This is a genomic window from Pseudomonas sp. DCB_AW (genome assembly GCF_026240895.1).
In the GTDB taxonomy this organism is placed as follows: domain Bacteria; phylum Pseudomonadota; class Gammaproteobacteria; order Pseudomonadales; family Pseudomonadaceae; genus Aquipseudomonas; species Aquipseudomonas kermanshahensis.
This window is the reverse complement of record NZ_JAPFCE010000015.1, coordinates 34,947-57,277: the sequence shown is the minus strand read 5'-3', so window position 1 is coordinate 57,277 and position 22,331 is coordinate 34,947. Positions and strand designations below refer to the sequence as shown.

Here is a 22,331-nt window from a genome sequence, read left to right as displayed (position 1 = left end):
AGAAGCACAGCCTTCGAAGGATCACCCGCCCCATGGCCGCCTCCACCGACCTCGCCAACGCCTGGTTCGCCCTGCGCGGCTGGAAACCCTTCGCCTTTCAGCGCCGTGTCTGGGCGGCCGTCGAACGCGGCGAGTCCGGGCTGTTGCACGCCAGTACCGGCGCCGGCAAAACCTACGCCGTCTGGCTGGCAGCCCTGCGCGCGTTCGCCGTTGCCAGCTCAGCCCGCCAGCCGGCCCCCTTGCAGGTGCTGTGGGTGACGCCCATGCGCGCCTTGGCCGCCGACACCGCGCGTGCCTTGCAAGCGCCGCTCGATGAGCTGGGCCTGAACTGGAGCGTGGGCGTGCGCAGTGGCGACACTGGCAGCGCCGAACGCGCGCGACAGGCCCGGCGCCTGCCCAGCGTGTTGATTACTACCCCCGAAAGCCTGACGCTGCTGTTGACCCGAGCACAGGCCCGTGACGACTTCGCCAACCTGCGCCTGGTGGTGGTGGATGAATGGCATGAGCTGCTGGGCAACAAGCGCGGCGTGCAGTTGCAACTGGCCCTGGCACGCCTGCGCCACTGGCACCCGCCGCTGCTGACCTGGGGCCTCTCGGCCACCCTCGGCAACCTGCAGCACGCACGCGACGTGCTGTTGCCAGGCGATGGGTTGCTGGTGCAAGGCCGGCAAGACAAGCAACTGCAGGTCGATACCCTGCTGCCCGACGCGATCGAGCGTTTCCCCTGGGCAGGGCACATGGGCTTGAAGATGCTCGATCAGGTCAGCCGGGAGCTCGACAGCAGCGCCAGCAGCCTGGTCTTCACCAACACCCGCGCCCAGGCCGAACTGTGGTACCAGGCGCTGCTCGAGGCACGCCCCGACTGGGCCGGCCTGATCGCCCTGCACCACGCCTCGCTGGCCCGCGACACCCGCGACTGGGTCGAGCGAAACTTGAAGCAAGGTACGCTTAAAGCCGTCATCTGCACCTCCAGCCTGGACCTGGGCGTGGATTTCCTGCCCGTCGAGCGGGTGCTGCAGATCGGCTCGGCCAAAGGCATCGCCCGCCTGATGCAGCGCGCCGGTCGCTCCGGGCACGCACCGGGGCGCCCCTCGCGGGTAACCTTAGTGCCCACCCACAGCCTGGAACTGGTGGAGGCCGCTGCGGCCCGGCATGCCCTGCTCGCCGGGCAGATCGAGGCCCGGCGCTCACCACAGCTGTGCATGGATGTGCTGGTGCAACACCTGGTCAGCATGGCCATGGGCAGTGGCTTTCGCCCCGAGCAGTTGCTGGCCGAGGTACGCAGCACCTGGGCCTTCCGCGCGTTGCGCGACAGCCAGTGGCAGTGGGCGCTAGACTTCGTCTGCCACGGCGGTAACTCGCTCAGCGCCTACCCTGACTACCAACGTGTCGAACCCCACGCCGACGGGGTCTGGCGGGTTGCCAGCGAGCGCCTGGCACGGCGCCACCGCATGGGCATCGGCACCATCGTCAGCGAGGCCAGCCTGCAGCTCAAGTACTGGAGCAAAGGCGGCGGTGGCAAGTCGCTGGGCAGTGTCGAGGAAGCGTTCATCGCCCGCCTGCGGCCCGGTGATAGCCTGGTCTTCGCAGGGCGCGTGCTGGAACTGGTGCGCGTCGAGAACATGACCGCTTACGTCCGCCGCAGCACCTCGCGCAAGGCCGCTGTGGCCCGCTGGAATGGCGGGCGCATGCCGCTGTCCAGCGAACTGGCCGATGCCCTGGTCGAACAACTCGATGCCGCCGCCCACCAGCGTTACGAAGGCCCGGAAATGCGCGCCGTGCGCCCGTTGCTGGCCTTGCAGGCAAGCTGGTCTGCACTGCCGACTACCCGCACGCTGTTGGCCGAAACGTTAAAATCACGCCAAGGCTCTCACCTTTTTCTGTACCCGTTCGCCGGGCGCATGGCCAACCTCGGCTTGGCCAACCTGATTGCCTGGCGGGTCAGCCAGGTGCAACCGCTTTCGGTCTCAATTGCGGTCAGTGACTATGGCTTTGAGTTGCTCAGCCCAAGCGCCGTGGACTGGGCCAGGCATTTGCCCAGCGCGCTCTCGACCGAGCACCTGCTGGAGGATGTACTGGCCAGCCTGAACGCAGGCGAGATGGCGCTAAGGCGCTTTCGCGAGATCGCCCAGATCGCCGGCCTGGTGTTTGGCGGCTACCCGGCGGCGCAAAAGAGCACCCGGCAGATCCAGGCTTCGAGCGGGCTGTTCTACGAGGTGTTTCGCAAGCACGATGCCGACAACCTGCTGCTGGGCCAGGCACGGGACGAAGTATTGCGCGAAGAACTGGAAATCGAGCGGTTGCACCGGCAGTTGGCGAAGCTGGGCCAACTGCAGCTGGACCTGCGTGAATTACGCCGCCCAGGGCCGCTGGCCTTTACCTTGCTGGTGGAAGGCATGCGCGAAACCTTGAGCACAGAAAAACTCGCAGACCGCATTGCGCGGATGGTGGCAGACCTGGAAAAAGTGGCGGGTAACAACGCATGAATGATCACCTGGCCATCGAGCACTGCGGCGAAACCCTGTGGTTACTGCCGGACAAAGCGCTGTACTGGCCTGCCCGCCGGGCCCTGCTGGTAGCGGATGTGCATATTGGCAAAGCCGCCAGCTATCGCGCGCTGCATCAGCCCGTGCCGCGGGGCACCACCGAAGCCACTTTCGCGCGCCTGGACCAACTGCTGACAAGCCATGAGTGCCAGATGCTGATCATTCTGGGCGATTTCCTGCATGCCAAAACCGCGCGCGCACCGGCAACGATGGCCAAGCTGCAAACATGGCGAGAACGGCACGCCGGACTGCGCATCGTACTGGTGCGTGGCAACCATGATCGCCACGCGGGCAACCCACCGCAGTCGCTGGGCATCGAGGTGGTCGAAGAGCCATGGCTATTGGCACCTTTCGCCTTACAGCACGAACCCGTCGTTCACCCCCAGCACCCAGTGCTGGCGGGCCACGTCCACCCGGTGTTCGTGTTGCAAGGGCGGGCCCGACAACGTCTGCGCCTGCCCTGCTTCCTGATGGGTGACGCGATCAGCTTGCTACCGGCCTTCGGTGAATTCACCGGTGGCTGGCGCGTGCACCCCGACGCCGAAAACCGCGTGTTTCTGGCCGGCGCCGGGCGGGTATGGGCGCTCTAAAGCAGCGCCCACTCAGGCGACGGGCGCGGGAGGTGGTTCGTCGGGCAGGGTTGGCTCACCGGGCTCCATGGGCTGCGTTTCGCCCGGTTCCGGTGGTTGAGGGGTATCGGGATCAGGCTGGTGGGGCACGCCGCCCGCCTGCATCGGCAGCGGGTGCGCCAGCAGTGACCATGGCAACATACCGACCTGGTTAGGCTGCAGGCCAGCCAGCTTTGCACTGATTGCGGGATGGAGTTTCATAGGCAGCTCCTGACGAGAGCCGACACGCATCATGCACATCGGCAGGTTACCCGTTGGAGTACCAAATGCGCGGGGAATTCCCCGCGCTCGTCGGCTCAGGTGCGTGGCAGGGTGACGCCGCGCTGGCCCTGGTACTTGCCGCCGCGGTCCTTGTAGGACACTTCGCACTCTTCGTCGGACTCGAGGAAGAGCATCTGCGCCACGCCCTCGTTGGCATAGATTTTTGCCGGCAAGGTGGTGGTGTTGGAGAATTCCAGGGTCACGTGGCCTTCCCACTCGGGTTCAAGCGGGGTGACGTTGACGATGATGCCGCAGCGCGCATAGGTGCTTTTGCCCAGGCAGATGGTCAGCACGTTGCGTGGGATGCGGAAGTACTCCACCGTGCGGGCCAAGGCGAAGGAGTTTGGCGGGATGATGCAGACGTCGCTCTTGACGTCGACGAAGCTGCCGGCGTCGAAGTTTTTCGGGTCGACGGTGGCCGAATTGATGTTGGTGAACACCTTGAATTCGTCGGCGCAGCGTACGTCGTAGCCGTAGCTGGAGACGCCGAAAGAGATGACTCGGCTGTCGTGCTCGCCGCGCACCTGGCGCTCGACGAACGGTTCGATCATGCCGTGTTCCTGCGCCATGCGGCGAATCCACTTGTCCGATTTGATGCTCATGGCGGGGGTGTCCTGAAGAGTTGCGAGGTGAAAATCGTGAGGCGCATCTTACCGGTCCCAGCGCCCTCTTCAAAGTTCCATCCTGCATTCTTGCTACAATCCCCGCCAGGCGGGGCCTACAGCTGCCACCGATCTGAATTTCAGTAAAGCGGCTTCTGGCCATTGGCAGGTTGCGGAAAGTGGGTTAAGGTGACGCCACTGTGCTGCACGTGACACCGAGAATCTCTAGTTTGACGCACGATCCTGATCGGCCCATATCTGAATTTTCTGCTCTCTTTGCACTCAGTCCCGGGCAGGGTTTTTCCTGACCGTAATCAACTTTGTCCAAGGAGACAGAAACATGTCCAATCGCCAAAACGGTGTTGTTAAGTGGTTCAACGACGAGAAAGGCTACGGCTTCATCACCCCTCAGTCGGGTGACGACCTGTTCGTGCACTTCAAAGCCATCCAAGCTGACGGCTTCAAGACCCTGAAAGAAGGCCAGGCTGTTACTTTCGTCGCTACCCGCGGCCAGAAAGGCATGCAGGCTGAAGAAGTTCAGATCGCCTAAGTCGATCTCAGCTTTCTAGCTTTCAAAAAAACCCGCCTTCTGGCGGGTTTTTTTATGCCTGGCTGAAACCGGTGCTGGCTTCTTCGCGGGTAAACCCGCTCCTACAGGCCTGTGGTGTACCTGTAGGAGGGGGTTTCTCAGGTTAATCCTCGCTGATGGTGATGCTCGGCATCGCCGGCGCTGCGGCTTCCTGCAGCACGATCCGCGCCCCGACCTGGCGGGCCAGCTCCTGGTACACCATGGCGATCTGGCTTTCCGGCTCGGCAATTGCCGTCGGCTTGCCACTGTCGGCCTGTTCGCGGATGAGCATCGACAGCGGCAGCGAGGCCAGCAGGTCGACACCGTACTGGGCTGCCAGCTTCTCACCGCCGCCTTCGCCGAACAGGTGCTCGGCATGGCCGCAGTTGGAGCAGATGTGCACGGCCATGTTCTCGACCACGCCCAGCACCGGGATATTGACCTTGCGGAACATCTCCACGCCCTTCTTGGCGTCCAGCAGGGCGAGGTCCTGCGGGGTGGTGACGATCACCGAGCCCGCCACCGGCACTTTCTGCGCCAGGGTCAGCTGAATGTCGCCGGTGCCTGGCGGCATGTCGATGACCAGGTAATCGAGGTCATCCCAGGCGGTCTGGGTCACAAGCTGCAACAGCGCACCCGACACCATCGGGCCACGCCACACCATCGGCGTGTTGTCGTCCGTGAGAAACGCCATGGACATGACTTCTACACCGTGCGCTTTGATCGGCACAAACCACTTCTGCTCGCGAATCTGAGGGCGGGTGCCTTCTGCGATGCCGAACATCACGCCCTGGCTGGGGCCATAGATATCCGCATCGAGAATACCGACCCGGGCGCCTTCACGGGCCAGGGCCAAAGCCAGGTTAGCGGCAGTGGTCGACTTGCCGACGCCACCCTTGCCCGAGGCCACGGCGATGATGTTCTTGACGTTGGCCATGGCCGGCACCTGGGCCTGGGCCTTGTGCGCGGCGACCACGCAGTCGATCGACACCTGGGCGCTGCTGACGCCGTCAAGGTTGCCGATGGCGGTCTGCAGCACCTGGGCCCAACCGTTCTTGAACAACCCAGCGGCATACCCCAGTTGCAACTGCACACTGACCTGCCCGCCCTGGATATCCACGGCGCGCACGCAGCCGGCGCTGACCGGATCCTGGCTCAGGTAGGGGTCGGTGTACTGGCGAAGCACGCCTTCGACGGCGGCACGGGTGACGGCACTCATGGAGACTCCCATTGGCAAACTGAATGTAAAACAGGCGCCTATCCTAACCCGTCAATCGTCAGCAGGTGCGTCTGTGGGGTGAAATATCTTCGCCAGCCCTTTATAGTGGCCGATCACCCTCATTTTTACCCCGTAGCCAGATAAGTAGCCGAGCCACCATGTCCGAGCCACGTCAGATTCTCGTCACCAGCGCCCTGCCCTATGCCAATGGATCGATCCACCTTGGCCATATGCTCGAGTACATCCAGACAGACATGTGGGTCCGCTTCCAGAAACTACGCGGCAACCAGTGCATCTATGTCTGCGCCGATGACGCCCACGGTTCGGCCATCATGCTGCGCGCCGAGAAGGAAGGCATCACCCCCGAGCAGTTGATCGCCAATGTCCAGGCCGAGCACAGCGGCGACTTTGCCGACTTCCTGGTGGATTTCGACAACTTCCACTCGACCCACAGCGAAGAAAACCGCGAGCTGTCCAGCCTGATCTACACGCGCCTGCGTGACGCCGGCCACATTGCCACCCGTTCGGTGACCCAGTACTTCGACCCCGAAAAGGGCATGTTCCTGGCCGACCGTTTCATCAAGGGCACCTGCCCCAAGTGCGCGGCCGAAGACCAATACGGCGACAACTGCGAGAAGTGCGGCGCAACCTACGCCCCGACCGAGCTGAAGAACCCCAAGTCGGCCATCTCCGGTGCCACCCCGGTACTGCGTGATTCCCAGCATTTCTTCTTCAAGCTGCCTGATTTCCAGGCCATGCTGCAGCAGTGGACCCGTAGCGGCACCTTGCAGGAAGCCGTCGCCAACAAGCTCGCCGAATGGCTGGACTCGGGCCTGCAAGAGTGGGACATCTCCCGCGATGCGCCGTATTTCGGCTTTGAGATCCCGGGCGAGCCGGGCAAATATTTCTACGTCTGGCTGGACGCGCCAATCGGCTACATGGCCAGCTTCAAGAACCTCTGCGCGCGCCGTCCAGAGCTGGATTTCGATGCTTTCTGGAAGGAAGACTCCAGCGCCGAGCTGTACCACTTCATCGGCAAGGACATCGTCAACTTCCACGCCCTGTTCTGGCCAGCGATGCTCGAAGGCGCGGGCTTCCGCAAGCCAACTGCGGTCAACGTGCACGGCTACCTGACCGTCAACGGCGCCAAGATGTCCAAGTCGCGCGGCACCTTCATCAAGGCCCGTACCTACCTGGATCACCTGCAGCCGGAATACCTGCGTTACTACTACGCGGCCAAGCTGGGCCGTGGCGTCGATGACCTGGACCTGAACCTGGAAGACTTCGTGCAGAAGGTCAACTCCGACCTGGTCGGCAAGGTGGTCAACATCGCCAGCCGTTGCGCAGGCTTCATTCACAAAGGCAACGACGGCGTGATGGTGGCCGGTGATGCCGCACCCGAGCTGACCGAAGCCTTCCTGGCAGCCGCGCCGTCGATTGCCGAGGCCTATGAGAGCCGTGACTTCGCCCGTGCGATGCGCGAAATCATGGCGCTGGCCGACCGCGCCAACGCCTGGATCGCCGACAAGGCGCCCTGGTCGCTGGCCAAGCAGGAAGGCAAGCAGGACGAAGTCCAGGCCATCTGCGCCCAAGGCATCAACCTGTTCCGTCAGTTGGTGATCTTCCTCAAGCCGGTACTGCCGGTGCTGGCTGCCGACGCCGAGGCCTTCCTCAATGTCGCACCGCTGACCTGGAACGACCACCAGTCGCGCCTGGAAAACCACAGCCTGAATGCCTTCAAGGCACTGATGAGCCGTATCGAACCCGCCAAGGTCGAAGCCATGGTCGCTGCCAGCAAAGAAGACCTGCTGGCCGCCGAAGCCCAGGCGCCGGCCGGCAATGGCGAACTGGCCAAGGACCCGCTGTCGGCGGAAATCGAATTCGATACCTTTGCCGCCGTCGACCTGCGCGTGGCCCTGATCGTCAAGGCCGAGGCCGTACCCGGTGCCGACAAGCTGCTGCAACTGACGCTGGACATCGGTGACGAGCGCCGCAACGTGTTCTCCGGCATCAAGTCGGCCTACCCCGACCCGTCCAAGCTGGAAGGCCGCCTGACCATGATGGTCGCCAACCTCAAGCCTCGGAAAATGCGCTTTGGCGTGTCGGAAGGCATGGTCATGGCTGCCGGCCCTGGCGGTGAAGAAATCTACCTGCTCAGCCCGGACAGCGGCGCCAAGCCAGGCCAACGCATCAAGTAAGCCCCCAGCCCCGGCCTCTGTGCCGGGGCTGTTCTATCACCCGCTGAATGCCGGACAATCGATACGAATCCCGGCTATCGTCATGTCATGAGTGACTACGTTCTGGTCCTGATCAGCGCCACCCTGATCAATCACCTGTGCCTGCAGCAACAGCCAATATCGTGGCTGCGCGTGCATGTGCTCGGCTTGGCCTGCGCCTTGTCCGTGGCACTCGCCATGATCGGCGCTCACCTGTTCAGGTGGCTGGTGCTCGACCCTTGGCAGCTCCACGACCTGAGCCTGTTCCTGTTGCTGCCCTGGTTGGCATTGCTGGCCTACGGCGTGCCATGGGCGCTGGCCAGGCTACGCGCCGACTGGCCCGTGGCAGATCTGCCTGCAGTGCTGCTAAGCAACGTCGCCGTGCTGGGGTTGGCCCTGGAGGAGACAAGCGCTGGCACGGCCTGGCTTGCGACGCTGAGCAAAGGCCTGCTGGCCGGCGTGGGCTTGTGGCTTGCGCTGGCTCTGTTCGCGGACCTGCGCCAGCGCAGCGCCCATGCCGACATACCTGTTGCCCTGCGTGGCCTGCCAATCGAATTGCTCGGTGTGGGCATCATGGCCTTGGCATTTTCCGGTTTCAACGGACTTTTTGCGCAATGACCCCGACCAAGGCAAAGCCTGACCCACGCCTGCGTACCAGCATGGGCCTGGTGCTACTGGCCTGTGCCCCCGGTTTGCTAGCACTGCTGTGGGTGCAGGGCTGGGGGCTGCTGTGCAACCTGCTGCTGTGTGCCAGTGCAGCATTGCTCTGCGAAGCGCTGCTATTGGCCCTGCGCGGCCAAACTGTAGGAGTGACGCTGAGCGATGGCAGTGCGCTGGTCACTGCGGTGCTGCTGGCGGCCGCCCTTCCTGCGCTGGCCCCTTGGTGGCTGCCCATGGTCGCCGCTGGGGTGGCGATCGGGGTTGGCAAACAGGCCTTCGGCGGTGTCGGCCGCAACCTGTTCAACCCAGCCATGGTGGGCTACGCCTTCGTACTGCTGAGTTTCCCGTTGCAGATGAACCATTGGCCAGGGCACGCGCCGGGGTTGCTCGAGAGCCTGCAGCAGGTAGTGGGCGGCGGCGAGCACATCGATGCCTGGGCACAACCGACAATACTCGACGGCCTGCGCCACAACCGCAGCCTGACCATCGATGAACTGTTCGCCAGCCACCCCGGGTTCGGCAGCATCGGTGGGCGCGGCGGCGAATGGGTCAACTTGGCGTTTCTGCTGGGCGGGTTGTTTCTGCTTCAGCGCAAAGTGTTCAGCTGGCATGCGCCAGTGGGTTTGCTGGCTGGCCTGATGTTGTTCAGCCTGCTGGGCTGGAACGGCTCAGGCTCCGATTCCAACGGTTCTCCCCTGCTGCACCTGTTCTCTGGCTCGACCATGCTGGCGGCTTTTTTCATTGCCACCGAACCTGTCTCCAGCCCCAAGAGCGAGTGGGCCAAACTGCTGTTCGGCTTTGGCACAGGCCTGCTGATCTACCTGATCCGCACCTGGGGCAGTTACCCCGATGGCACGGCGTTCGCCATCCTGCTGATGAACCTCATGGTCCCCAGCCTTGAACGGCTGGCCTTGCGCCGCCAAGAGGCTGCCCGATGAAGCGCCTCGCGCAGGCGGCAGTGTTGCTGGCGACAGCGGCGTTGGCCTTGTCGACGACGCTGATCTGGCGCTCGTGGACCACGCCCACCATTGGCCAAGCTGAAAAACAGCTGCAGAGCCGCCAGCGGCTGGCAGTGCTCCCCGAGGCCAGTTACGACAATCACCCATTGGATACCCCCCTGCCAACGCCCGACGCACAACTTGCGCACAGCCGCATCGTGTCGGCCTACCGGGCAACGCTGGCGGGCACGCCTGCGGCGGTCGTCCTGATCACCCAGGCCCAGGGCTATGCTGGGCCGATCGTCTTGACTATCGCCATCACGCCCGACGGGCGCCTGCTGGGCAGCCAGGTGGTCGAGCAACAGGAAAGCCCCGGGCTCGGCGGGCGCCTTGCCGACCCGCAGGTGCACTGGCTGACGCAGTTTGCCAATCGCAGCCTGGGTGATCACTGGGCACTGAAGCGTGACCAGGGCGACTTCGACCAATTGGCAGGCGCAACAGTCACCTCGCGGGCAGTGATCGAGGCGCTGCAAGATGCCCTGCGCTATTTCGATAAGCATCGTCACGTACTCATTGAGGGCCTCCCCCATGAATAGGGACTACGTGCTGGTCGCCGCCCTCGCCCCGCTGTTAGGGACGACGCAAACGCTGCCCATGGCGGCTGTCATGGGCGGGTGCGCAGTGTTGATGGTTGGCCTACATCAAGCCTTGCTGATGCCATTGCGCAACCGCCTGCATGGGGCGGCCTACGTACTGGCAAGCCTGCTCATACTCGCTGGCCTGGCCAGTTGCCTGCAATTGGCCCTGCGTGCCTGGCTGCTGCCCATGGCGCTGCTCCTGGGCCCGTACCCCGCACTGTTGTGCCTGACGTGCCTGGCAATGGACCGACTGCTGCCGGAAGCAGGCCGTTGGCGCTCATTGCTGCTGCACCTGGGTGGCCTGCTGGCTGCATACCTTGTACTCGGCGCCTGTCGCCAAGGGCTGGGCGAAATGCTGGGCGTGCACCTTGCCAACCTCGCCCCGGGCGCACTGCTACTGCTCGGAGTGCTGTTGGCCCTGTACAATCACCTGCGTCCGGGCCCTGCCCACCCACGTCGTCAAGGAAAGCCCTGAGTCCATGAATGCCGCAAAACGCCTGGAGATCTTTCGCAGGCTGCACGAAGACAACCCTGACCCGAAAACGGAACTGGCCTACACCACCCCGTTTGAGTTGCTTGTCGCCGTGACCCTTTCAGCGCAATCCACCGACGTAGGCGTCAACAAGGCCACCGCCCGGCTGTTCCCGGTCGCCAATACCCCGGAGGCCATCTACGCCCTGGGCGTCGAAGGGCTGAGCGAATACATCAAGACCATCGGGCTCTACAACAGCAAAGCCAAGAACGTGATCGAAGCCTGCCGGCTTTTGATCGAGCGCCATGGCAGCCAGGTGCCTGAAACCCGCGAAGCGCTGGAAGCGCTGCCCGGTGTGGGGCGCAAAACGGCCAACGTGGTCCTCAACACGGCGTTCCGGCAGCCGACCATGGCGGTGGACACGCATATTTTCCGGGTCAGTAACCGCACCGGCATCGCACCCGGTAAAACCGTGCTGGAAGTCGAGAAGAAGCTGATCAAGTTCGTACCCAAGCCCTACCTGCTCGATGCCCACCACTGGCTCATCCTTCATGGGCGCTATGTATGCCAGGCGCGAAAGCCCCGCTGTGGGAGCTGCCGAATCGAAGACCTGTGCGAATACAAGCACAAGACGTCTGACGATTGAGCCGATAGTTAAAAACCACCTTGCTCGATTGAAAAAATCTTTTTTACCAGCGTCAGCTTTCTGGTTATAAGGACGGCCAATGGCCCCTTGGCTTGGAGCGACTCATGAGTGCTGATAAAGACGACCTGTCAATCGAAGATGATTTTGTTGCCGCAGATGATGAAGCGGAGCCCCAGGTAGAGACTGCAAAGACCAACCTCAGTAAACGTCGCACCATCGACAACCTGCTGGAAGAGCGACGCCTGCAGAAGCAACTGGCCGATTTCGACTACGACTTATAGACCCTTGCAAAGCCTCCCACCGGGAGGCTTTGTAGCGCAGCGGTCAGTTCAACCCGTGGCGCTGTGCCAGCTCGATCAGGTCTACCAGCGACCGGGCGTTGAGCTTGAGCAGCAAACGGGACTTGTAGGTGCTGACAGTCTTGTTGCTGAGGAACATGCTGTCGGCAATTTCCTTGTTCGAGCGCCCGCGCGACAGCTGTTGCAAAACGGTCATCTCCCGGGCCGAGAGACGGTTGACCATGTCCGTCTCGCTGCCACCGCTGCCCCTGCCTCGCGAGGCATGCAAGGCCTGATTAGGGAAATAGCTGTAGCCTGACAACACCGCCTTGATGGCGCTAAGCAACTCGGTCAGCTCCTGCTGTTTGCACACATAACCCGCCGCCCCCGCCTGCATGCACCGCATCGAGAAGTTTCCAGGTACCTGGGAGGTCAGCACCAGCACCTTGCTGCCTGGGCTGAATGCCGCCATGCGGGCGATGACCTCAAGGCCATCGAGCTTGGGAATCCCGATATCCAGCACCACGATATCCGGTAGGTGCTCACGCGTCAGTTGCAAGGCGGCCACGCCGTTATCGGTTTCCGCAACGACGTCATACCCATGCCGCTCCATCAGCATGCGCACGGCCAGGCGTATGACCGGATGGTCATCCACGATAAGGACTTTATTCATGTGATATCCATTCATTCATTATTTTTGCTGTGGCACGCCACGATAACTGACAGAACGCTTAATGGCGCGACGATTTGTCAATGAAACTCATGAATAGACGAGCCCTACAACACTTACAGAAATTTCCTACACAAAACCTTGCAGCACGCTAATCGTGAGTGTTCATGTCTCGCAAGAAACGTAGCACTGACCCGATCGAGTGAACCAGTTGAAAACAAACTTCCGCGCGAAGAATAGGCCACTTTAAATGCGCGAAAAAAATCAGGCACCCGCCGTTGTGCCGACAATGCGCAGTTGGGAAACACTACAGCCTTTAGTTGAGCATAACAGTACGGTAATGATGAGCGAAACCGCAGGAGACAGCCATCATGCCCGACGTACAACCTGTCGCCCCGCTGACGATCATTGCTATCTTCGCGGGGATCATCGAAGCATCCGCCCTTGCAACACTGCCGTTTCTCAGCGAATCCAGCCAGAGTCTATATACTTGGTTTCTGGTCGGCTTTCCGTTTTTCCTTACAGCCTTGTTCTTTCTAACGTTGAACTTCAATTACAAGTCGTTCTATAACCCTGCCCTAAAAAAAGTAACAACCGACAACCCAGAGGCTGAATCGCCTGAACCTGTGACCGTTATCTTTACTGGCCCCGATGCACAACAAAGGCTGGAACAGCACATCCTCGTGGCACTCGCACACGCGCCTGAATCAACACGCACGTGGCACTTCCTTAATCTGGACAAGCGTCAATGCGCACGCCTGTCTATCAGTGCGCTCCAGGAGGACGTCGTCAATCACAAGGCTTAAAGGCCATTGGCATAACGCACCAAAAAAAACCCCGGCCTGAGCCGGGGTTCGTGCAACGCTTGCCAGTACTTAGAGCAGCGAACGGCCCTTGTTGGCGGCAATGCGCATGCGCAGTGCATTGAGCTTGATGAAGCCCGCAGCGTCGGCCTGGTTGTAAGCGCCGCCGTCTTCTTCGAAGGTCGCGATGTTGGCATCGAACAGCGAGTCGTCCGACTTGCGGCCGACAACGGTGACATTGCCCTTGTACAGCTTCAGGCGTACCACGCCATTCACGTTGACCTGCGAAGCGTCGATCATCTGCTGCAGCATCACGCGCTCCGGGCTCCACCAGTAACCGGTGTAGATCAGGCTGGCATACTTCGGCATCAGCTCATCTTTCAGGTGAGCAACTTCGCGGTCCAGGGTGATCGACTCGATCGCACGGTGGGCGCGCAGCATGATGGTGCCGCCAGGGGTCTCGTAGCAGCCACGCGACTTCATGCCGACGTAACGGTTCTCGACGATGTCCAGACGGCCGATGCCGTTGGCACCACCGATGCGGTTCAGGTCAGCCAGGACGGTAGCCGGAGACTTCTCGACACCATCGATGGCAACGATGTCACCGTTGCGGTAGGTCAGCTCGATGTAGGTAGCCTGGTCCGGGGCGTTCTCCGGGGAGACGCTCCAGCGCCACATGTCTTCCTCGTGCTCGGTCCAGGTATCTTCCAGGACACCGCCTTCGTAGGAAATGTGCAGCAGGTTGGCGTCCATCGAGTACGGCGATTTCTTCTTGCCATGACGCTCGATCGGGATGCCGTGCTTCTCGGCGTAGTCCATCAGCTTCTCGCGGGACAGCAGGTCCCACTCACGCCATGGGGCGATGACCTTGACGCCCGGCTTGAGCGCGTAGGCACCCAGCTCGAAACGTACCTGGTCGTTGCCTTTGCCGGTCGCGCCGTGGGAAATGGCGTCGGCGCCGGTTTCGTTGGCGATTTCGATCAGGCGCTTGGCGATCAGCGGACGGGCGATGGAGGTACCCAGCAGGTACTCGCCTTCGTAGACGGTGTTGGCGCGGAACATCGGGAACACGAAGTCACGCACGAATTCTTCGCGCAGGTCGTCGATGTAGATCTCTTTCACACCCATTGCCTGTGCCTTGGCACGGGCCGGCTCGACCTCCTCGCCCTGACCCAGGTCAGCGGTGAAGGTCACCACTTCGCAGTTGTAGGTATCCTGCAGCCACTTGAGAATCACCGAAGTATCAAGGCCGCCGGAATACGCCAGTACGACCTTATTTACGTCCGCCATGCCATCACTCCACGGGGTTGTACGGAAAGGGGTCGATTCTAACGGCGTTATGGAAAAATTTACAGTGGGGCGACAGCTTCTGACGACAAAGCGACAGTAATTGTCGAGGGCGCGACGTTGCCTGAATGGATGCTTGGAGGGGATTGCGGTCTGGGCATGGAGGGGCATGGCTTGAGAGGTGTAGCGCCTATCAGATCGAGCGCCGCCCGCGCGGCGCTTCGCAGCACAAGGCTGCTCCTACAGTTGTTTCGGGCCAATTTTTCCTGTGGCATGGGCGCGCGGCCCTCTTTGCGCCTACCTCATTATCGAGTCGGACCAACAAGGCGGTCGCGCGCCGCCTTCACAGGCGTGACTGGCCCGAAACAACTGTAGGAGCAGCCTTGTGCTGCGAAGCGCCGCGCGGGCGGCGCTCGATCTCACAGGCGCTGAAAATGTTGTGGCGAACCCCCAATGGCCCCGAAGCAATCACTTATCATCCCCCCACGACCTCAGGGTAGCTTCGCCCCCGGCGCCACGGCAGCAGGGCTAGCTGGCGCCGGAGCAGCAGCTGGCACTGTTTGCTCAACCGGCTTCTCCACCGGTTTTTCAACCACCGCAACCCGATCCAGCTCGATGCTCACCCGCCGATTGCGAGCCCGGTTAGCGGCATTATTGTTCTTCGCCAATGGGTAGCGCTCGCCATGGAAGCGCACGGTGATTTGCGCTTCGGGCACGCCATGGGCCTTGAAGTAGTCCGCCACTGCCACTGCCCTGCGGCGCGACAGGTCACGGTTGGTCAGGCGGTTTCCGCTGTTGTCGGAGTGCCCGTCGAGCTCGATGTGGTTAACCGTCGGGTCGGCCTTCATGTAATCCAGCACAACGTCCAGCCGGGCTCGAGCCGAATCGTCCAGATCGATGCCGCCCCCCGGGAAGCCCACCTGCGTCTGCCTCACCTGGTCGTAATTCATCGGCAGCAACTTGCTGGCACAGGCCTGGTAGTCGCTGTAGGCCTTGGCGAAACTCACCGGCAGTACCCGCACCTCCATTGCCCGCCCCGCCTCGCCGGTGTAGTTGCGCACCACCGTGCTGCGGCCATCGAGCAAACCATTGATCAGTCGGCCGGCCTGCCCCTGGGACGAGCTGAACAGCACGCCGCTACGCGCCATCCGCACCACACCCAGGTTGATATCACCACGCCCCGGCTGCCAAGGCGCCGCTGCGGCCAGCAACGTGGCAGACCCAGCCCCCAGCGCGTTAGTGTGCGAACGCAGCTGGAACACCGGCAGCTCACCGGCCCGGCGCACGAATTCGCCACTGCCAAAACCGTCGATCGGCTGGATCAGGCGGCACTCGAACTGGTCGCCCTCGACTTGCCAGGCAATGTTCTCCATGCGCGTCTGGAAAGTCAGTGCACCGGCCGGCAGGCTGGCGAACAGGGTCAACAGGGCTAGGTAACGCTGGCGCACGGGCGGCTCCACAAATTCTGACGGCTTACCTGCAGGGTATCGGACGCCACCCGAAAAACTTGATAGCCGTGCTCGGCCCAGGGTTTTCCGGTAGCATTGGGCCTTGAGTTCGACCCGCCTGGAATCCCCAATGTCCGATCGCCTGACCCTCCTGCGTCCCGACGACTGGCACATCCATCTGCGCGATGGTGCCGTCCTGCCCCATACCGTTGGCGATGTGGCGCGTACCTTCGCCCGTGCCATCATCATGCCCAACCTCGTACCGCCGGTGCGCAATGCCGTCGAAGCTGGCGCCTACCGTGAGCGCATCCTTGCCGCGCGCCCGGCCGGCAGCCGCTTCGAACCGCTGATGGTGCTTTACCTCACCGACCGCACCAGCCCCGAGGACATCCGCGCGGCCAAGGCCAGCGGTATCGTGTACGCCGCCAAACTGTACCCGGCCGGCGCCACGACTAACTCCGATTCAGGCGTGACCAGCATCGACAACATCTTCCCCGCTATCGAAGCGCTGGCCGACGTTGGCATGCCGCTGTTGGTGCACGGTGAAGTGACCCGCAGCGAGATCGACGTGTTCGATCGCGAGAAGCGCTTCATCGACGAGCACATGCGCCGTGTGGTCGAACGCTTCCCAACGCTCAAAGTGGTGTTCGAACACATCACCACCAGCGATGCCGCGCAGTTCGTCACCGAGGCCTCGGCCAACGTCGGTGCCACCATTACTGCCCAGCACCTGCTGTACAACCGCAACCACATGCTGGTTGGCGGCATCCGCCCGCACTTCTATTGCCTGCCGATCCTCAAGCGCAACACCCACCAGGTGGCGCTGCTGGATGCTGCCACCAGTGGCAGCCCGAAATTCTTCCTCGGCACCGACTCGGCCCCTCACGCCCGTCACGCCAAGGAAGCGGCCTGCGGTTGCGCCGGCTGCTACACCGCGTACGCGGCCATCGAGATGTACGCCGAAGCGTTCGAGCAGCGTAACGCGCTGGACAAACTCGAAGGCTTCGCCAGCTTGCACGGCCCGGCCTTCTATGGCCTGCCGGCGAACACCGACACCATCACCCTGGTCCGCGAAGAGTGGACTGCCCCTGAAAGCCTGCCGTTTGGCGATCAGACCGTGGTACCGCTGCGTGCCGGCGAGAAGCTGCGCTGGCGCCTGCTGGAGGAAAACGCGTGAGCGAAGACCTCTACGAAGACGATCAGGACGGCCAGGCCGGCAGCGGCTCGCGCCACCCGATGGCTGAGCGCTTCCGTGGCTACCTGCCAGTGGTGGTGGATGTCGAGACCGGCGGTTTCAACAGCGCCACCGATGCCTTGCTGGAAATCGCCGCCGTCACCATCGGCATGGACGAGAAAGGCTTCCTGTTCCCCGAACACACCTACTTCCACCGGGTAGAGCCGTTCGAGGGGGCTAATATCGAGGCTGCCGCACTGGAGTTCACCGGCATCAAGCTGGACCACCCGCTGCGCATGGCAGTGAGTGAAGAAAGCGCGCTGACCGATATCTTCCGCGGCGTGCGCAAGGCGCTCAAGGCCAACGGCTGCAAGCGCGCAATCCTGGTCGGCCACAACAGCAGCTTCGACCTGGGCTTCCTCAATGCCGCGGTCAACCGCAACGACCTCAAGCGCAACCCCTTCCACCCGTTCTCCAGCTTCGACACCGCCACCCTGGCGGGCCTGGCGTATGGCCAGACCGTGCTGGCGCGGGCCTGCCAGAGTGCTGACATCGACTTTGACGGGCGTGAGGCGCATTCGGCGCGTTACGACACCGAGAAGACGGCCGAGCTGTTCTGCGGCATCGTCAACCGCTGGAAAGAAATGGGCGGCTGGCGCGATTTCAACGACTGAGTTGAGATATTGGGGCCGCTTTGCGGCCCATCGCGACACAAGGCCGCTCCTACAGACAGATGCTGTACCTGTAGGAGCGGCCTCGCGTCGCGATAGGAGCGCGAAGCGGTCCCAAATGCAGGCACAAAAAAACCGGCCACCAGGGCCGGTTTTTTTATGCGCTTGGCAATTACAGCTTGCCAGCGTTCTCGCTCAGGTATGCAGCAACGCCTTCTGGCGAAGCGTTCATGCCTTTGTCGCCTTTCTTCCAGTTGGCAGGGCAGACTTCGCCGTGCTCTTCGTGGAATTGCAGGGCGTCAACCAGACGCAGCAGCTCGTCCATGTTACGGCCCAGTGGCAGGTCGTTGATGATCTGCGAACGGACAACACCGTTGGTGTCGATCAGGAAGGCACCACGGAAGGCCACGCCACCTTCGGACTCGACGTCGTAGGCTTTGCAGATTTCGTGGGTCATGTCGGCAGCCAGGGTGTACTTCACCTGGCCGATGCCGCCGTTGTTGACCGGGGTGTTACGCCAGGCGTTGTGGGTGAAGTGCGAGTCGATCGAAACGCCGATCACTTCAACGTTGCGAGCCTGGAAGTCTGGGATGCGGTTGTCCAGGGCGATCAGCTCGGACGGGCAGACGAAGGTGAAGTCCAGCGGGTAGAAGAACACCAGGCCGTACTTGCCCTTGATGGCCGAGGCCAGGTTGAAGCTGTCGACGATTTCGCCAGTGCCCAGTACAGCGGGAACGGTGAAGTCGGGGGCTTGTTTACCAACGAGTACGCTCATTGTTATCTCCTGATGAGGGTGAAAAACCGTTTGCCGGGCCAGACGGGCTTGCCCGACATCCAACAAAGGCCGACCATCATACACGGCTTCTCATGACAGACCGAATCCAACCGCCGGTCGCTCAAGCACGCCCCTCTCAGAAAGTATTTTGACAAGCATTCTCATTACCATTAAGCTCCAGACCATCTCAACCAGCGATGGTCCGACTTTATGTATGTGTGTCTTTGTGTCGGCGTGACCGACGGACAGATCCGCGATGCGATCTATGACGGATGCTGCAGCTACAAGGAAGTTCGAGCCGCGACCAACGTCGCCAGCCAATGCGGTAAATGTGCCTGCCTTGCCAAGCAAGTGGTCCGCGAGACCTTGACCGATCTTCAGGTCAGCCAGGCTGCCCTGCCCTATCCGGTAGAATTTACTGCCGCTTGAAACCCCCTATTTTGAAGAACCGGACCTAGCGTCCGGTTTTTTTATGCCCGCAATTCAATAACTTAGCACTCCAACGCGCTTCACAAACATTCTTATTCCTATTCATTTTCACTTATTATTCAATAACTTAGGTTTGACAGCCCTAAGTATCAGGCTCAAACTTCTCTGTATTGGCACACTTCTACAGGGCAGGAACCCGTCATGAAAGGCGACGTAAGCGTCATCCAGCATCTCAACAAGATCCTCGGAAACGAGCTGGTCGCGATCAACCAGTACTTCCTGCACGCACGCATGTACGAAGATTGGGGCCTGAACAAACTCGGCAAGCACGAGTACAAGGAATCCATCGACGAGATGAAGCACGCTGACAAATTGATCAAGCGTATTCTCTTCCTCGAAGGCATCCCGAACGTCCAGGACCTGGGCAAGCTGCTGATCGGCGAGCACACCAAAGAAATGCTCGAGTGCGACCTGAAGATCGAACAGAAAGGCCTGATCGACCTGAAAGCCGCCATCGCTCACTGCGAAACCGTTGGTGACTTCGGCTCGCGTGAAATGCTCGAAGACATCCTCGAGTCCGAGGAAGAGCACATCGATTGGCTGGAAACCCAGCTGAGCCTGATCGACAAGATCAGCATCGAGAACTACCTGCAGTCGCAGATGGGCGAAGAGTAAAATCCCGCCCATAAAAAAACCCGCCATGAGCGGGTTTTTTTATGGGCGTTCGAGGGTCAGGCTTCAGAAGCCTTCGCCTTGGCAGCAGCATCCTTGATCAGGGTTTGCAGCTCACCGTTTTCAAACATTTCCAGCATGATGTCGCTACCGCCGACCAGCTCGCCTGCTACCCACAGTTGCGGGAAGGTTGGCCAGTTGGCGTACTTGGGCAGGTTGGCGCGGATTTCCGGGTTCTGCAGGATGTCGACGTAGGCGAACTTCTCGCCACAACCCATCACAGCTTGCGATGCCTTGGCCGAGAACCCGCACTGCGGGGCATTCGGCGAGCCTTTCATGTAAAGCAGAATGGTGTTGTTGGCAATCTGCTCTTTGATCGTTTCGATGATATCCATGGAACACCTCGTCTGAACTTTCCGACTCGATGGTCGGCACGGTGACGCATTGTATCGGAAAGCCGAGCGGTATGCTCGGCCTTGCCGTTGCTCAGGCGGCCTCGACGTGCACAGGCACGCCATTGAGGGCGGCATTGCCCGACACCTGATCGCGCAAGCGCTCATCGGTGAGGTCATTGGCACTGACCCCGGGTTGCCCCTGGGCGACCTGCAGGTGCACGCCCTGGCGACCATGGCCGTAGCCGTGTGGCAGGCTGACCACGCCCGGCATCATGTCGGTACACGCCTGCACTTCAACCTCAAGGGTGCCGGTACGCGAACGTATGCGCACGCGCTGGCCATCCTGCAGTTGCCGTTGCAGCAGGTCCTCAGGGTGCATCAACAGCTGATGGCGCGGCTTGCCTTTGACCAGCCGGTGGAAGTTGTGCATCCATGAATTGTTGCTGCGCACATGGCGGCGGCCAATCAACAACAGCGCTCCAGCGGCCAACGGTGCCTGCCGGGCAAGCCTGGCCAAGTCGTCGAGCAGCACCTGAGGGGCCGCCTCGATGGCCTGGCTGGCGGTGCGCAGGCGCGCTTGCAGATTGGCGCCTAGCGGCCCCAGGTCGAGCCCGTGGGGGTGTCGATCCAGTGTTTCGATCGAGAGCTTCCAGGCCGATTCATCACCATAGCGCCCCTTGCGCAAAGCCCAGTCGATCATCTGCGCCGGGGGCAGGGTCGGCTTGAGCTCCATTGCCGCACGCTCGGCAAAGGCCTTGGCCAGGCCAACAAAGATCTCCCAGTCGTGCAACGCGCCTTCTGGCTTGGCAAGGATCGCGCGGTTGAAGCGCGTCACGTTGCGTACCGCCAGCAAGTTGAAGGTGCTGTCGTAGTGGTCGTTCTCCAGCGCCGACGTGGAAGGGAGGATCAAATCGGCATGGCGGGTGCTCTCGTTGATGTAAAGGTCGATGCTGAGCATGAACTCAAGCCCCTCCAGCGCCTCGTCCAGCTGTCGACCATTGGGCGTGGACAGCACCGGGTTGCCCGCCACGGTCACCAGCGCCCGCACCTGGCCGTCACCGGGCGTGAGCATTTCTTCGGCGAGTGCAGCCACCGGCAGCTCGCCGGCGTACTCCGGCAGCCCCGAAACCCGGCTTTGCCAGGCATTGAAATGCCCACCCGAGGTACTCGCCACCAAGTCGACTGCAGGCTCGGTACACAGGGCGCCGCCCACCCGATCCAGGTTGCCGGTGACCAGGTTGATCAGTTGCACGAGCCAGTGGCACACGGTGCCGAAGGCCTGGGTCGATACGCCCATGCGGCCATAGCAGACGGCCTTGTCGGCAGCCGCAAAATCACGCGCCAGCTGGCGAATATCGGTAGCGGCAATGCCGCACAGCGGGCTCATGGCTTCAGCGGTCAGCGGGGCAATTGCGTTGCGCACCTGATCAACACCCTTGACCGGCACGTGCGACGTGCGGGTCAGGCCTTCGTCGAACAGGGTATTGAGCAGGCCACTGAGCAATGCGGCATCGCCGCCGGGGCGGATGAACACGTGGCGGTCAGCCATGGCCGCCGTTTCGCTGCGCCGCGGGTCCACTACCACCAGTTGACCGCCCCGGGCACGCAGGGCCTTCAGGCGCTTCTCCACATCTGGCACGGTCATGATGCTGCCATTGGATGCCAACGGGTTGCCGCCCAGAATCAACATGAAGTCGGTGTGGTCGATGTCCGGGATCGGCAACAGCAGACCGTGGCCGTACATCAGGTGGCTGGTCAGGTGCTGGGGCAACTGATCCACCGAGGTGGCCGAGAACCGGTTGCGGGTCTTCAACAGGCCGAGGAAATAGTTGCTGTGGGTCATCAGCCCGTAGTTGTGCACGCTGGGGTTGCCTTGATACACCGCCACCGCGTTGCGACCATGCGCCTGCTGGATGGCCCACAGCTTGTCGGCCGCCAGGGCGAAGGCCTCGTCCCAGCCGATCGCCTGCCAGCGTTCGCCAACCCGACGGTGGGGCTGACGGAGGCGGTCGGGGTCGTTCTGGATGTCTTGCAAGGCCACTGCCTTGGGGCAGATATGGCCACGGCTGAACGGGTCATCGGGGTCGCCCTTGATCGAGCTGATCAGCGCCCGGCCATCGTCTTCATGGCTGACTTCGATGTTCAGCCCGCAAATGGCTTCGCACAGGTGACAGGCACGGTGATGCAGGGTCTTGGTCATGGCCGCCTCTGCGTTGTCATGGGTCTGATCACGACTATGCGCCCGGCCCACGGCCCTCGCCAGCGCGCTTTGCGCTGTGAATTCCCCGACATCAGGCAAACGATTCGCGACACGCATTTGCCAAATTGCGGGCA

Annotated in this window: 24 protein-coding genes; 15 read left to right on the top strand and 9 right to left on the bottom strand. The window is 61.9% G+C overall.

From position 1 onward, the window contains the following. The first annotated feature begins 32 nt into the window (after positions 1 to 32). Positions 33 to 2,486 (top strand): ligase-associated DNA damage response DEXH box helicase, encoded by a 2,454-nt coding sequence (locus OO306_RS11710; protein WP_265968773.1) that lies wholly within the window; start codon positions 33 to 35, stop codon positions 2,484 to 2,486. After that, the gene (pdeM, locus tag OO306_RS11705; protein WP_265968772.1) at positions 2,483 to 3,136 is read left to right on the top strand and encodes a ligase-associated DNA damage response endonuclease PdeM; all 654 of its coding nucleotides are present in this window, start codon (positions 2,483 to 2,485) and stop codon (positions 3,134 to 3,136) included. Before OO306_RS11710 ends, pdeM begins: the two co-directional genes overlap by 4 nt. A gap of 12 nt (positions 3,137 to 3,148) precedes the next feature. On the opposite strand, the gene OO306_RS11700 is transcribed toward pdeM, so the two are convergent. Together OO306_RS11700 and dcd are read right to left on the bottom strand one after the other, a co-directional pair. Beyond that, complete coding sequence (locus tag OO306_RS11700) at positions 3,149 to 3,376, bottom strand: hypothetical protein (protein WP_027594208.1); 228 nt, start codon at positions 3,374 to 3,376, stop codon at positions 3,149 to 3,151. A gap of 95 nt (positions 3,377 to 3,471) precedes the next feature. Beyond that, complete coding sequence (gene dcd / locus OO306_RS11695; RefSeq protein WP_012313046.1) at positions 3,472 to 4,038, bottom strand: dCTP deaminase; 567 nt, start codon at positions 4,036 to 4,038, stop codon at positions 3,472 to 3,474. Positions 4,039 to 4,378: 340 nt separating this feature from the next. On the opposite strand from dcd, the gene OO306_RS11690 reads away from it, so the two are divergent. Then, entirely contained in the window at positions 4,379 to 4,588 is a 210-nt protein-coding gene (locus OO306_RS11690) for a cold-shock protein (protein WP_027594207.1), read from the top strand. Positions 4,589 to 4,730: 142 nt separating this feature from the next. Here the strand turns inward: OO306_RS11690 and apbC are convergent, their stop codons facing one another. Beyond that, positions 4,731 to 5,825, bottom strand: a complete 1,095-nt coding sequence (gene apbC / locus OO306_RS11685; RefSeq protein WP_265968765.1) for an iron-sulfur cluster carrier protein ApbC — start codon at positions 5,823 to 5,825, stop codon at positions 4,731 to 4,733. A 158-nt stretch (positions 5,826 to 5,983) separates the two neighbouring features. Between apbC and metG the strand changes: the two genes are divergently transcribed. From metG to OO306_RS11650, 7 genes are all read left to right on the top strand, one after another. Then, positions 5,984 to 8,023: a methionine--tRNA ligase gene (gene metG / locus OO306_RS11680; protein WP_265968763.1), complete on the top strand. Its 2,040-nt coding sequence runs from the start codon at positions 5,984 to 5,986 to the stop codon at positions 8,021 to 8,023. A gap of 87 nt (positions 8,024 to 8,110) precedes the next feature. Then, positions 8,111 to 8,659 carry an Rnf-Nqr domain containing protein gene (locus OO306_RS11675; RefSeq protein ID WP_265968762.1) on the top strand — a complete coding sequence of 183 codons (549 nt, stop codon included), beginning with the start codon at positions 8,111 to 8,113 and terminating at the stop codon, positions 8,657 to 8,659. After that, positions 8,656 to 9,639: an RnfABCDGE type electron transport complex subunit D gene (locus tag OO306_RS11670; RefSeq protein WP_265968760.1), complete on the top strand. Its 984-nt coding sequence runs from the start codon at positions 8,656 to 8,658 to the stop codon at positions 9,637 to 9,639. Before OO306_RS11675 ends, OO306_RS11670 begins: the two co-directional genes overlap by 4 nt. Next, positions 9,636 to 10,235, top strand: a complete 600-nt coding sequence (locus tag OO306_RS11665) for an RnfABCDGE type electron transport complex subunit G (RefSeq protein WP_265968758.1) — start codon at positions 9,636 to 9,638, stop codon at positions 10,233 to 10,235. The genes OO306_RS11670 and OO306_RS11665 overlap by 4 nt, the downstream gene beginning before the upstream one ends. Beyond that, the gene (locus OO306_RS11660; protein WP_265968756.1) at positions 10,228 to 10,752 is read left to right on the top strand and encodes an Rnf-Nqr domain containing protein; all 525 of its coding nucleotides are present in this window, start codon (positions 10,228 to 10,230) and stop codon (positions 10,750 to 10,752) included. The genes OO306_RS11665 and OO306_RS11660 overlap by 8 nt, the downstream gene beginning before the upstream one ends. Positions 10,753 to 10,756: 4 nt before the next feature. After that, complete coding sequence (nth, locus tag OO306_RS11655) at positions 10,757 to 11,395, top strand: endonuclease III (RefSeq protein ID WP_027594200.1); 639 nt, start codon at positions 10,757 to 10,759, stop codon at positions 11,393 to 11,395. 104 nt (positions 11,396 to 11,499) lie between these two features. Then, positions 11,500 to 11,676: a PA3496 family putative envelope integrity protein gene (locus OO306_RS11650; protein ID WP_027594199.1), complete on the top strand. Its 177-nt coding sequence runs from the start codon at positions 11,500 to 11,502 to the stop codon at positions 11,674 to 11,676. 43 nt (positions 11,677 to 11,719) lie between these two features. Here the strand turns inward: OO306_RS11650 and OO306_RS11645 are convergent, their stop codons facing one another. Next, positions 11,720 to 12,346 (bottom strand): response regulator transcription factor, encoded by a 627-nt coding sequence (locus tag OO306_RS11645; protein WP_033702663.1) that lies wholly within the window; start codon positions 12,344 to 12,346, stop codon positions 11,720 to 11,722. A 368-nt stretch (positions 12,347 to 12,714) separates the two neighbouring features. On the opposite strand from OO306_RS11645, the gene OO306_RS11640 reads away from it, so the two are divergent. Next, on the top strand, positions 12,715 to 13,149 hold the full coding sequence (locus tag OO306_RS11640; protein WP_027594197.1) for a hypothetical protein: 435 nt from the start codon (positions 12,715 to 12,717) through the stop codon (positions 13,147 to 13,149). Positions 13,150 to 13,218: 69 nt separating this feature from the next. On the opposite strand, the gene OO306_RS11635 is transcribed toward OO306_RS11640, so the two are convergent. Continuing rightward, positions 13,219 to 14,436, bottom strand: coding sequence for an argininosuccinate synthase (locus OO306_RS11635; RefSeq protein ID WP_027594196.1), 1,218 nt, complete (start codon positions 14,434 to 14,436; stop codon positions 13,219 to 13,221). A 488-nt stretch (positions 14,437 to 14,924) separates the two neighbouring features. Beyond that, positions 14,925 to 15,881, bottom strand: a complete 957-nt coding sequence (locus OO306_RS11630; protein ID WP_265968753.1) for an OmpA family protein — start codon at positions 15,879 to 15,881, stop codon at positions 14,925 to 14,927. A 130-nt stretch (positions 15,882 to 16,011) separates the two neighbouring features. On the opposite strand from OO306_RS11630, the gene pyrC reads away from it, so the two are divergent. Together pyrC and rnt are read left to right on the top strand one after the other, a co-directional pair. Continuing rightward, on the top strand, positions 16,012 to 17,058 hold the full coding sequence (gene pyrC / locus OO306_RS11625) for a dihydroorotase (RefSeq protein ID WP_265968751.1): 1,047 nt from the start codon (positions 16,012 to 16,014) through the stop codon (positions 17,056 to 17,058). Further along, positions 17,055 to 17,729, top strand: a complete 675-nt coding sequence (rnt, locus tag OO306_RS11620) for a ribonuclease T (RefSeq protein ID WP_027594193.1) — start codon at positions 17,055 to 17,057, stop codon at positions 17,727 to 17,729. Before pyrC ends, rnt begins: the two co-directional genes overlap by 4 nt. A 169-nt stretch (positions 17,730 to 17,898) precedes the next feature. Here the strand turns inward: rnt and OO306_RS11615 are convergent, their stop codons facing one another. Continuing rightward, positions 17,899 to 18,501, bottom strand: a complete 603-nt coding sequence (locus OO306_RS11615; protein ID WP_027594192.1) for a peroxiredoxin — start codon at positions 18,499 to 18,501, stop codon at positions 17,899 to 17,901. Between the two features lie 210 nt (positions 18,502 to 18,711). On the opposite strand from OO306_RS11615, the gene OO306_RS11610 reads away from it, so the two are divergent. Both OO306_RS11610 and bfr read left to right on the top strand, forming a co-directional pair. Then, positions 18,712 to 18,930: a bacterioferritin-associated ferredoxin gene (locus tag OO306_RS11610; protein ID WP_099455144.1), complete on the top strand. Its 219-nt coding sequence runs from the start codon at positions 18,712 to 18,714 to the stop codon at positions 18,928 to 18,930. A gap of 201 nt (positions 18,931 to 19,131) precedes the next feature. Then, positions 19,132 to 19,605 carry a bacterioferritin gene (bfr, locus tag OO306_RS11605; protein WP_027594191.1) on the top strand — a complete coding sequence of 158 codons (474 nt, stop codon included), beginning with the start codon at positions 19,132 to 19,134 and terminating at the stop codon, positions 19,603 to 19,605. 56 nt (positions 19,606 to 19,661) lie between these two features. Here bfr and grxD read toward each other — a convergent pair whose 3' ends face one another. After that, positions 19,662 to 19,997 carry a Grx4 family monothiol glutaredoxin gene (gene grxD / locus OO306_RS11600; protein WP_012313029.1) on the bottom strand — a complete coding sequence of 112 codons (336 nt, stop codon included), beginning with the start codon at positions 19,995 to 19,997 and terminating at the stop codon, positions 19,662 to 19,664. 91 nt (positions 19,998 to 20,088) lie between these two features. After that, a complete protein-coding gene (locus tag OO306_RS11595; RefSeq protein ID WP_265968746.1) occupies positions 20,089 to 22,197 on the bottom strand; it encodes a molybdopterin-dependent oxidoreductase in 2,109 nt (702 codons plus the stop codon). Positions 22,198 to 22,331: the final 134 nt, after the last annotated feature.

What these genes read in the sequence shown, in the direction of transcription:
- metG (WP_265968763.1), top strand. Translation starts at nt 5,984, where the DNA reads ATGTCCGAGCCACGTCAGATTCTCGTCACCAGCGCCCTGCCCTATGCC.
- OO306_RS11645 (WP_033702663.1), bottom strand. Translation starts at nt 12,346, where the DNA reads ATGAATAAAGTCCTTATCGTGGATGACCATCCGGTCATACGCCTGGCC.
- OO306_RS11670 (WP_265968760.1), top strand. Translation starts at nt 8,656, where the DNA reads ATGACCCCGACCAAGGCAAAGCCTGACCCACGCCTGCGTACCAGCATG.
- OO306_RS11640 (WP_027594197.1), top strand. Translation starts at nt 12,715, where the DNA reads ATGCCCGACGTACAACCTGTCGCCCCGCTGACGATCATTGCTATCTTC.
- OO306_RS11595 (WP_265968746.1), bottom strand. Translation starts at nt 22,197, where the DNA reads ATGACCAAGACCCTGCATCACCGTGCCTGTCACCTGTGCGAAGCCATT.
- apbC (WP_265968765.1), bottom strand. Translation starts at nt 5,825, where the DNA reads ATGAGTGCCGTCACCCGTGCCGCCGTCGAAGGCGTGCTTCGCCAGTAC.
- nth (WP_027594200.1), top strand. Translation starts at nt 10,757, where the DNA reads ATGAATGCCGCAAAACGCCTGGAGATCTTTCGCAGGCTGCACGAAGAC.
- dcd (WP_012313046.1), bottom strand. Translation starts at nt 4,038, where the DNA reads ATGAGCATCAAATCGGACAAGTGGATTCGCCGCATGGCGCAGGAACAC.
- OO306_RS11615 (WP_027594192.1), bottom strand. Translation starts at nt 18,501, where the DNA reads ATGAGCGTACTCGTTGGTAAACAAGCCCCCGACTTCACCGTTCCCGCT.
- OO306_RS11665 (WP_265968758.1), top strand. Translation starts at nt 9,636, where the DNA reads ATGAAGCGCCTCGCGCAGGCGGCAGTGTTGCTGGCGACAGCGGCGTTG.
- bfr (WP_027594191.1), top strand. Translation starts at nt 19,132, where the DNA reads ATGAAAGGCGACGTAAGCGTCATCCAGCATCTCAACAAGATCCTCGGA.
- OO306_RS11675 (WP_265968762.1), top strand. Translation starts at nt 8,111, where the DNA reads ATGAGTGACTACGTTCTGGTCCTGATCAGCGCCACCCTGATCAATCAC.
- OO306_RS11700 (WP_027594208.1), bottom strand. Translation starts at nt 3,376, where the DNA reads ATGAAACTCCATCCCGCAATCAGTGCAAAGCTGGCTGGCCTGCAGCCT.
- pdeM (WP_265968772.1), top strand. Translation starts at nt 2,483, where the DNA reads ATGAATGATCACCTGGCCATCGAGCACTGCGGCGAAACCCTGTGGTTA.
- grxD (WP_012313029.1), bottom strand. Translation starts at nt 19,997, where the DNA reads ATGGATATCATCGAAACGATCAAAGAGCAGATTGCCAACAACACCATT.
- OO306_RS11660 (WP_265968756.1), top strand. Translation starts at nt 10,228, where the DNA reads ATGAATAGGGACTACGTGCTGGTCGCCGCCCTCGCCCCGCTGTTAGGG.
- OO306_RS11690 (WP_027594207.1), top strand. Translation starts at nt 4,379, where the DNA reads ATGTCCAATCGCCAAAACGGTGTTGTTAAGTGGTTCAACGACGAGAAA.
- OO306_RS11635 (WP_027594196.1), bottom strand. Translation starts at nt 14,436, where the DNA reads ATGGCGGACGTAAATAAGGTCGTACTGGCGTATTCCGGCGGCCTTGAT.
- OO306_RS11710 (WP_265968773.1), top strand. Translation starts at nt 33, where the DNA reads ATGGCCGCCTCCACCGACCTCGCCAACGCCTGGTTCGCCCTGCGCGGC.
- OO306_RS11610 (WP_099455144.1), top strand. Translation starts at nt 18,712, where the DNA reads ATGTATGTGTGTCTTTGTGTCGGCGTGACCGACGGACAGATCCGCGAT.
- pyrC (WP_265968751.1), top strand. Translation starts at nt 16,012, where the DNA reads ATGTCCGATCGCCTGACCCTCCTGCGTCCCGACGACTGGCACATCCAT.
- OO306_RS11650 (WP_027594199.1), top strand. Translation starts at nt 11,500, where the DNA reads ATGAGTGCTGATAAAGACGACCTGTCAATCGAAGATGATTTTGTTGCC.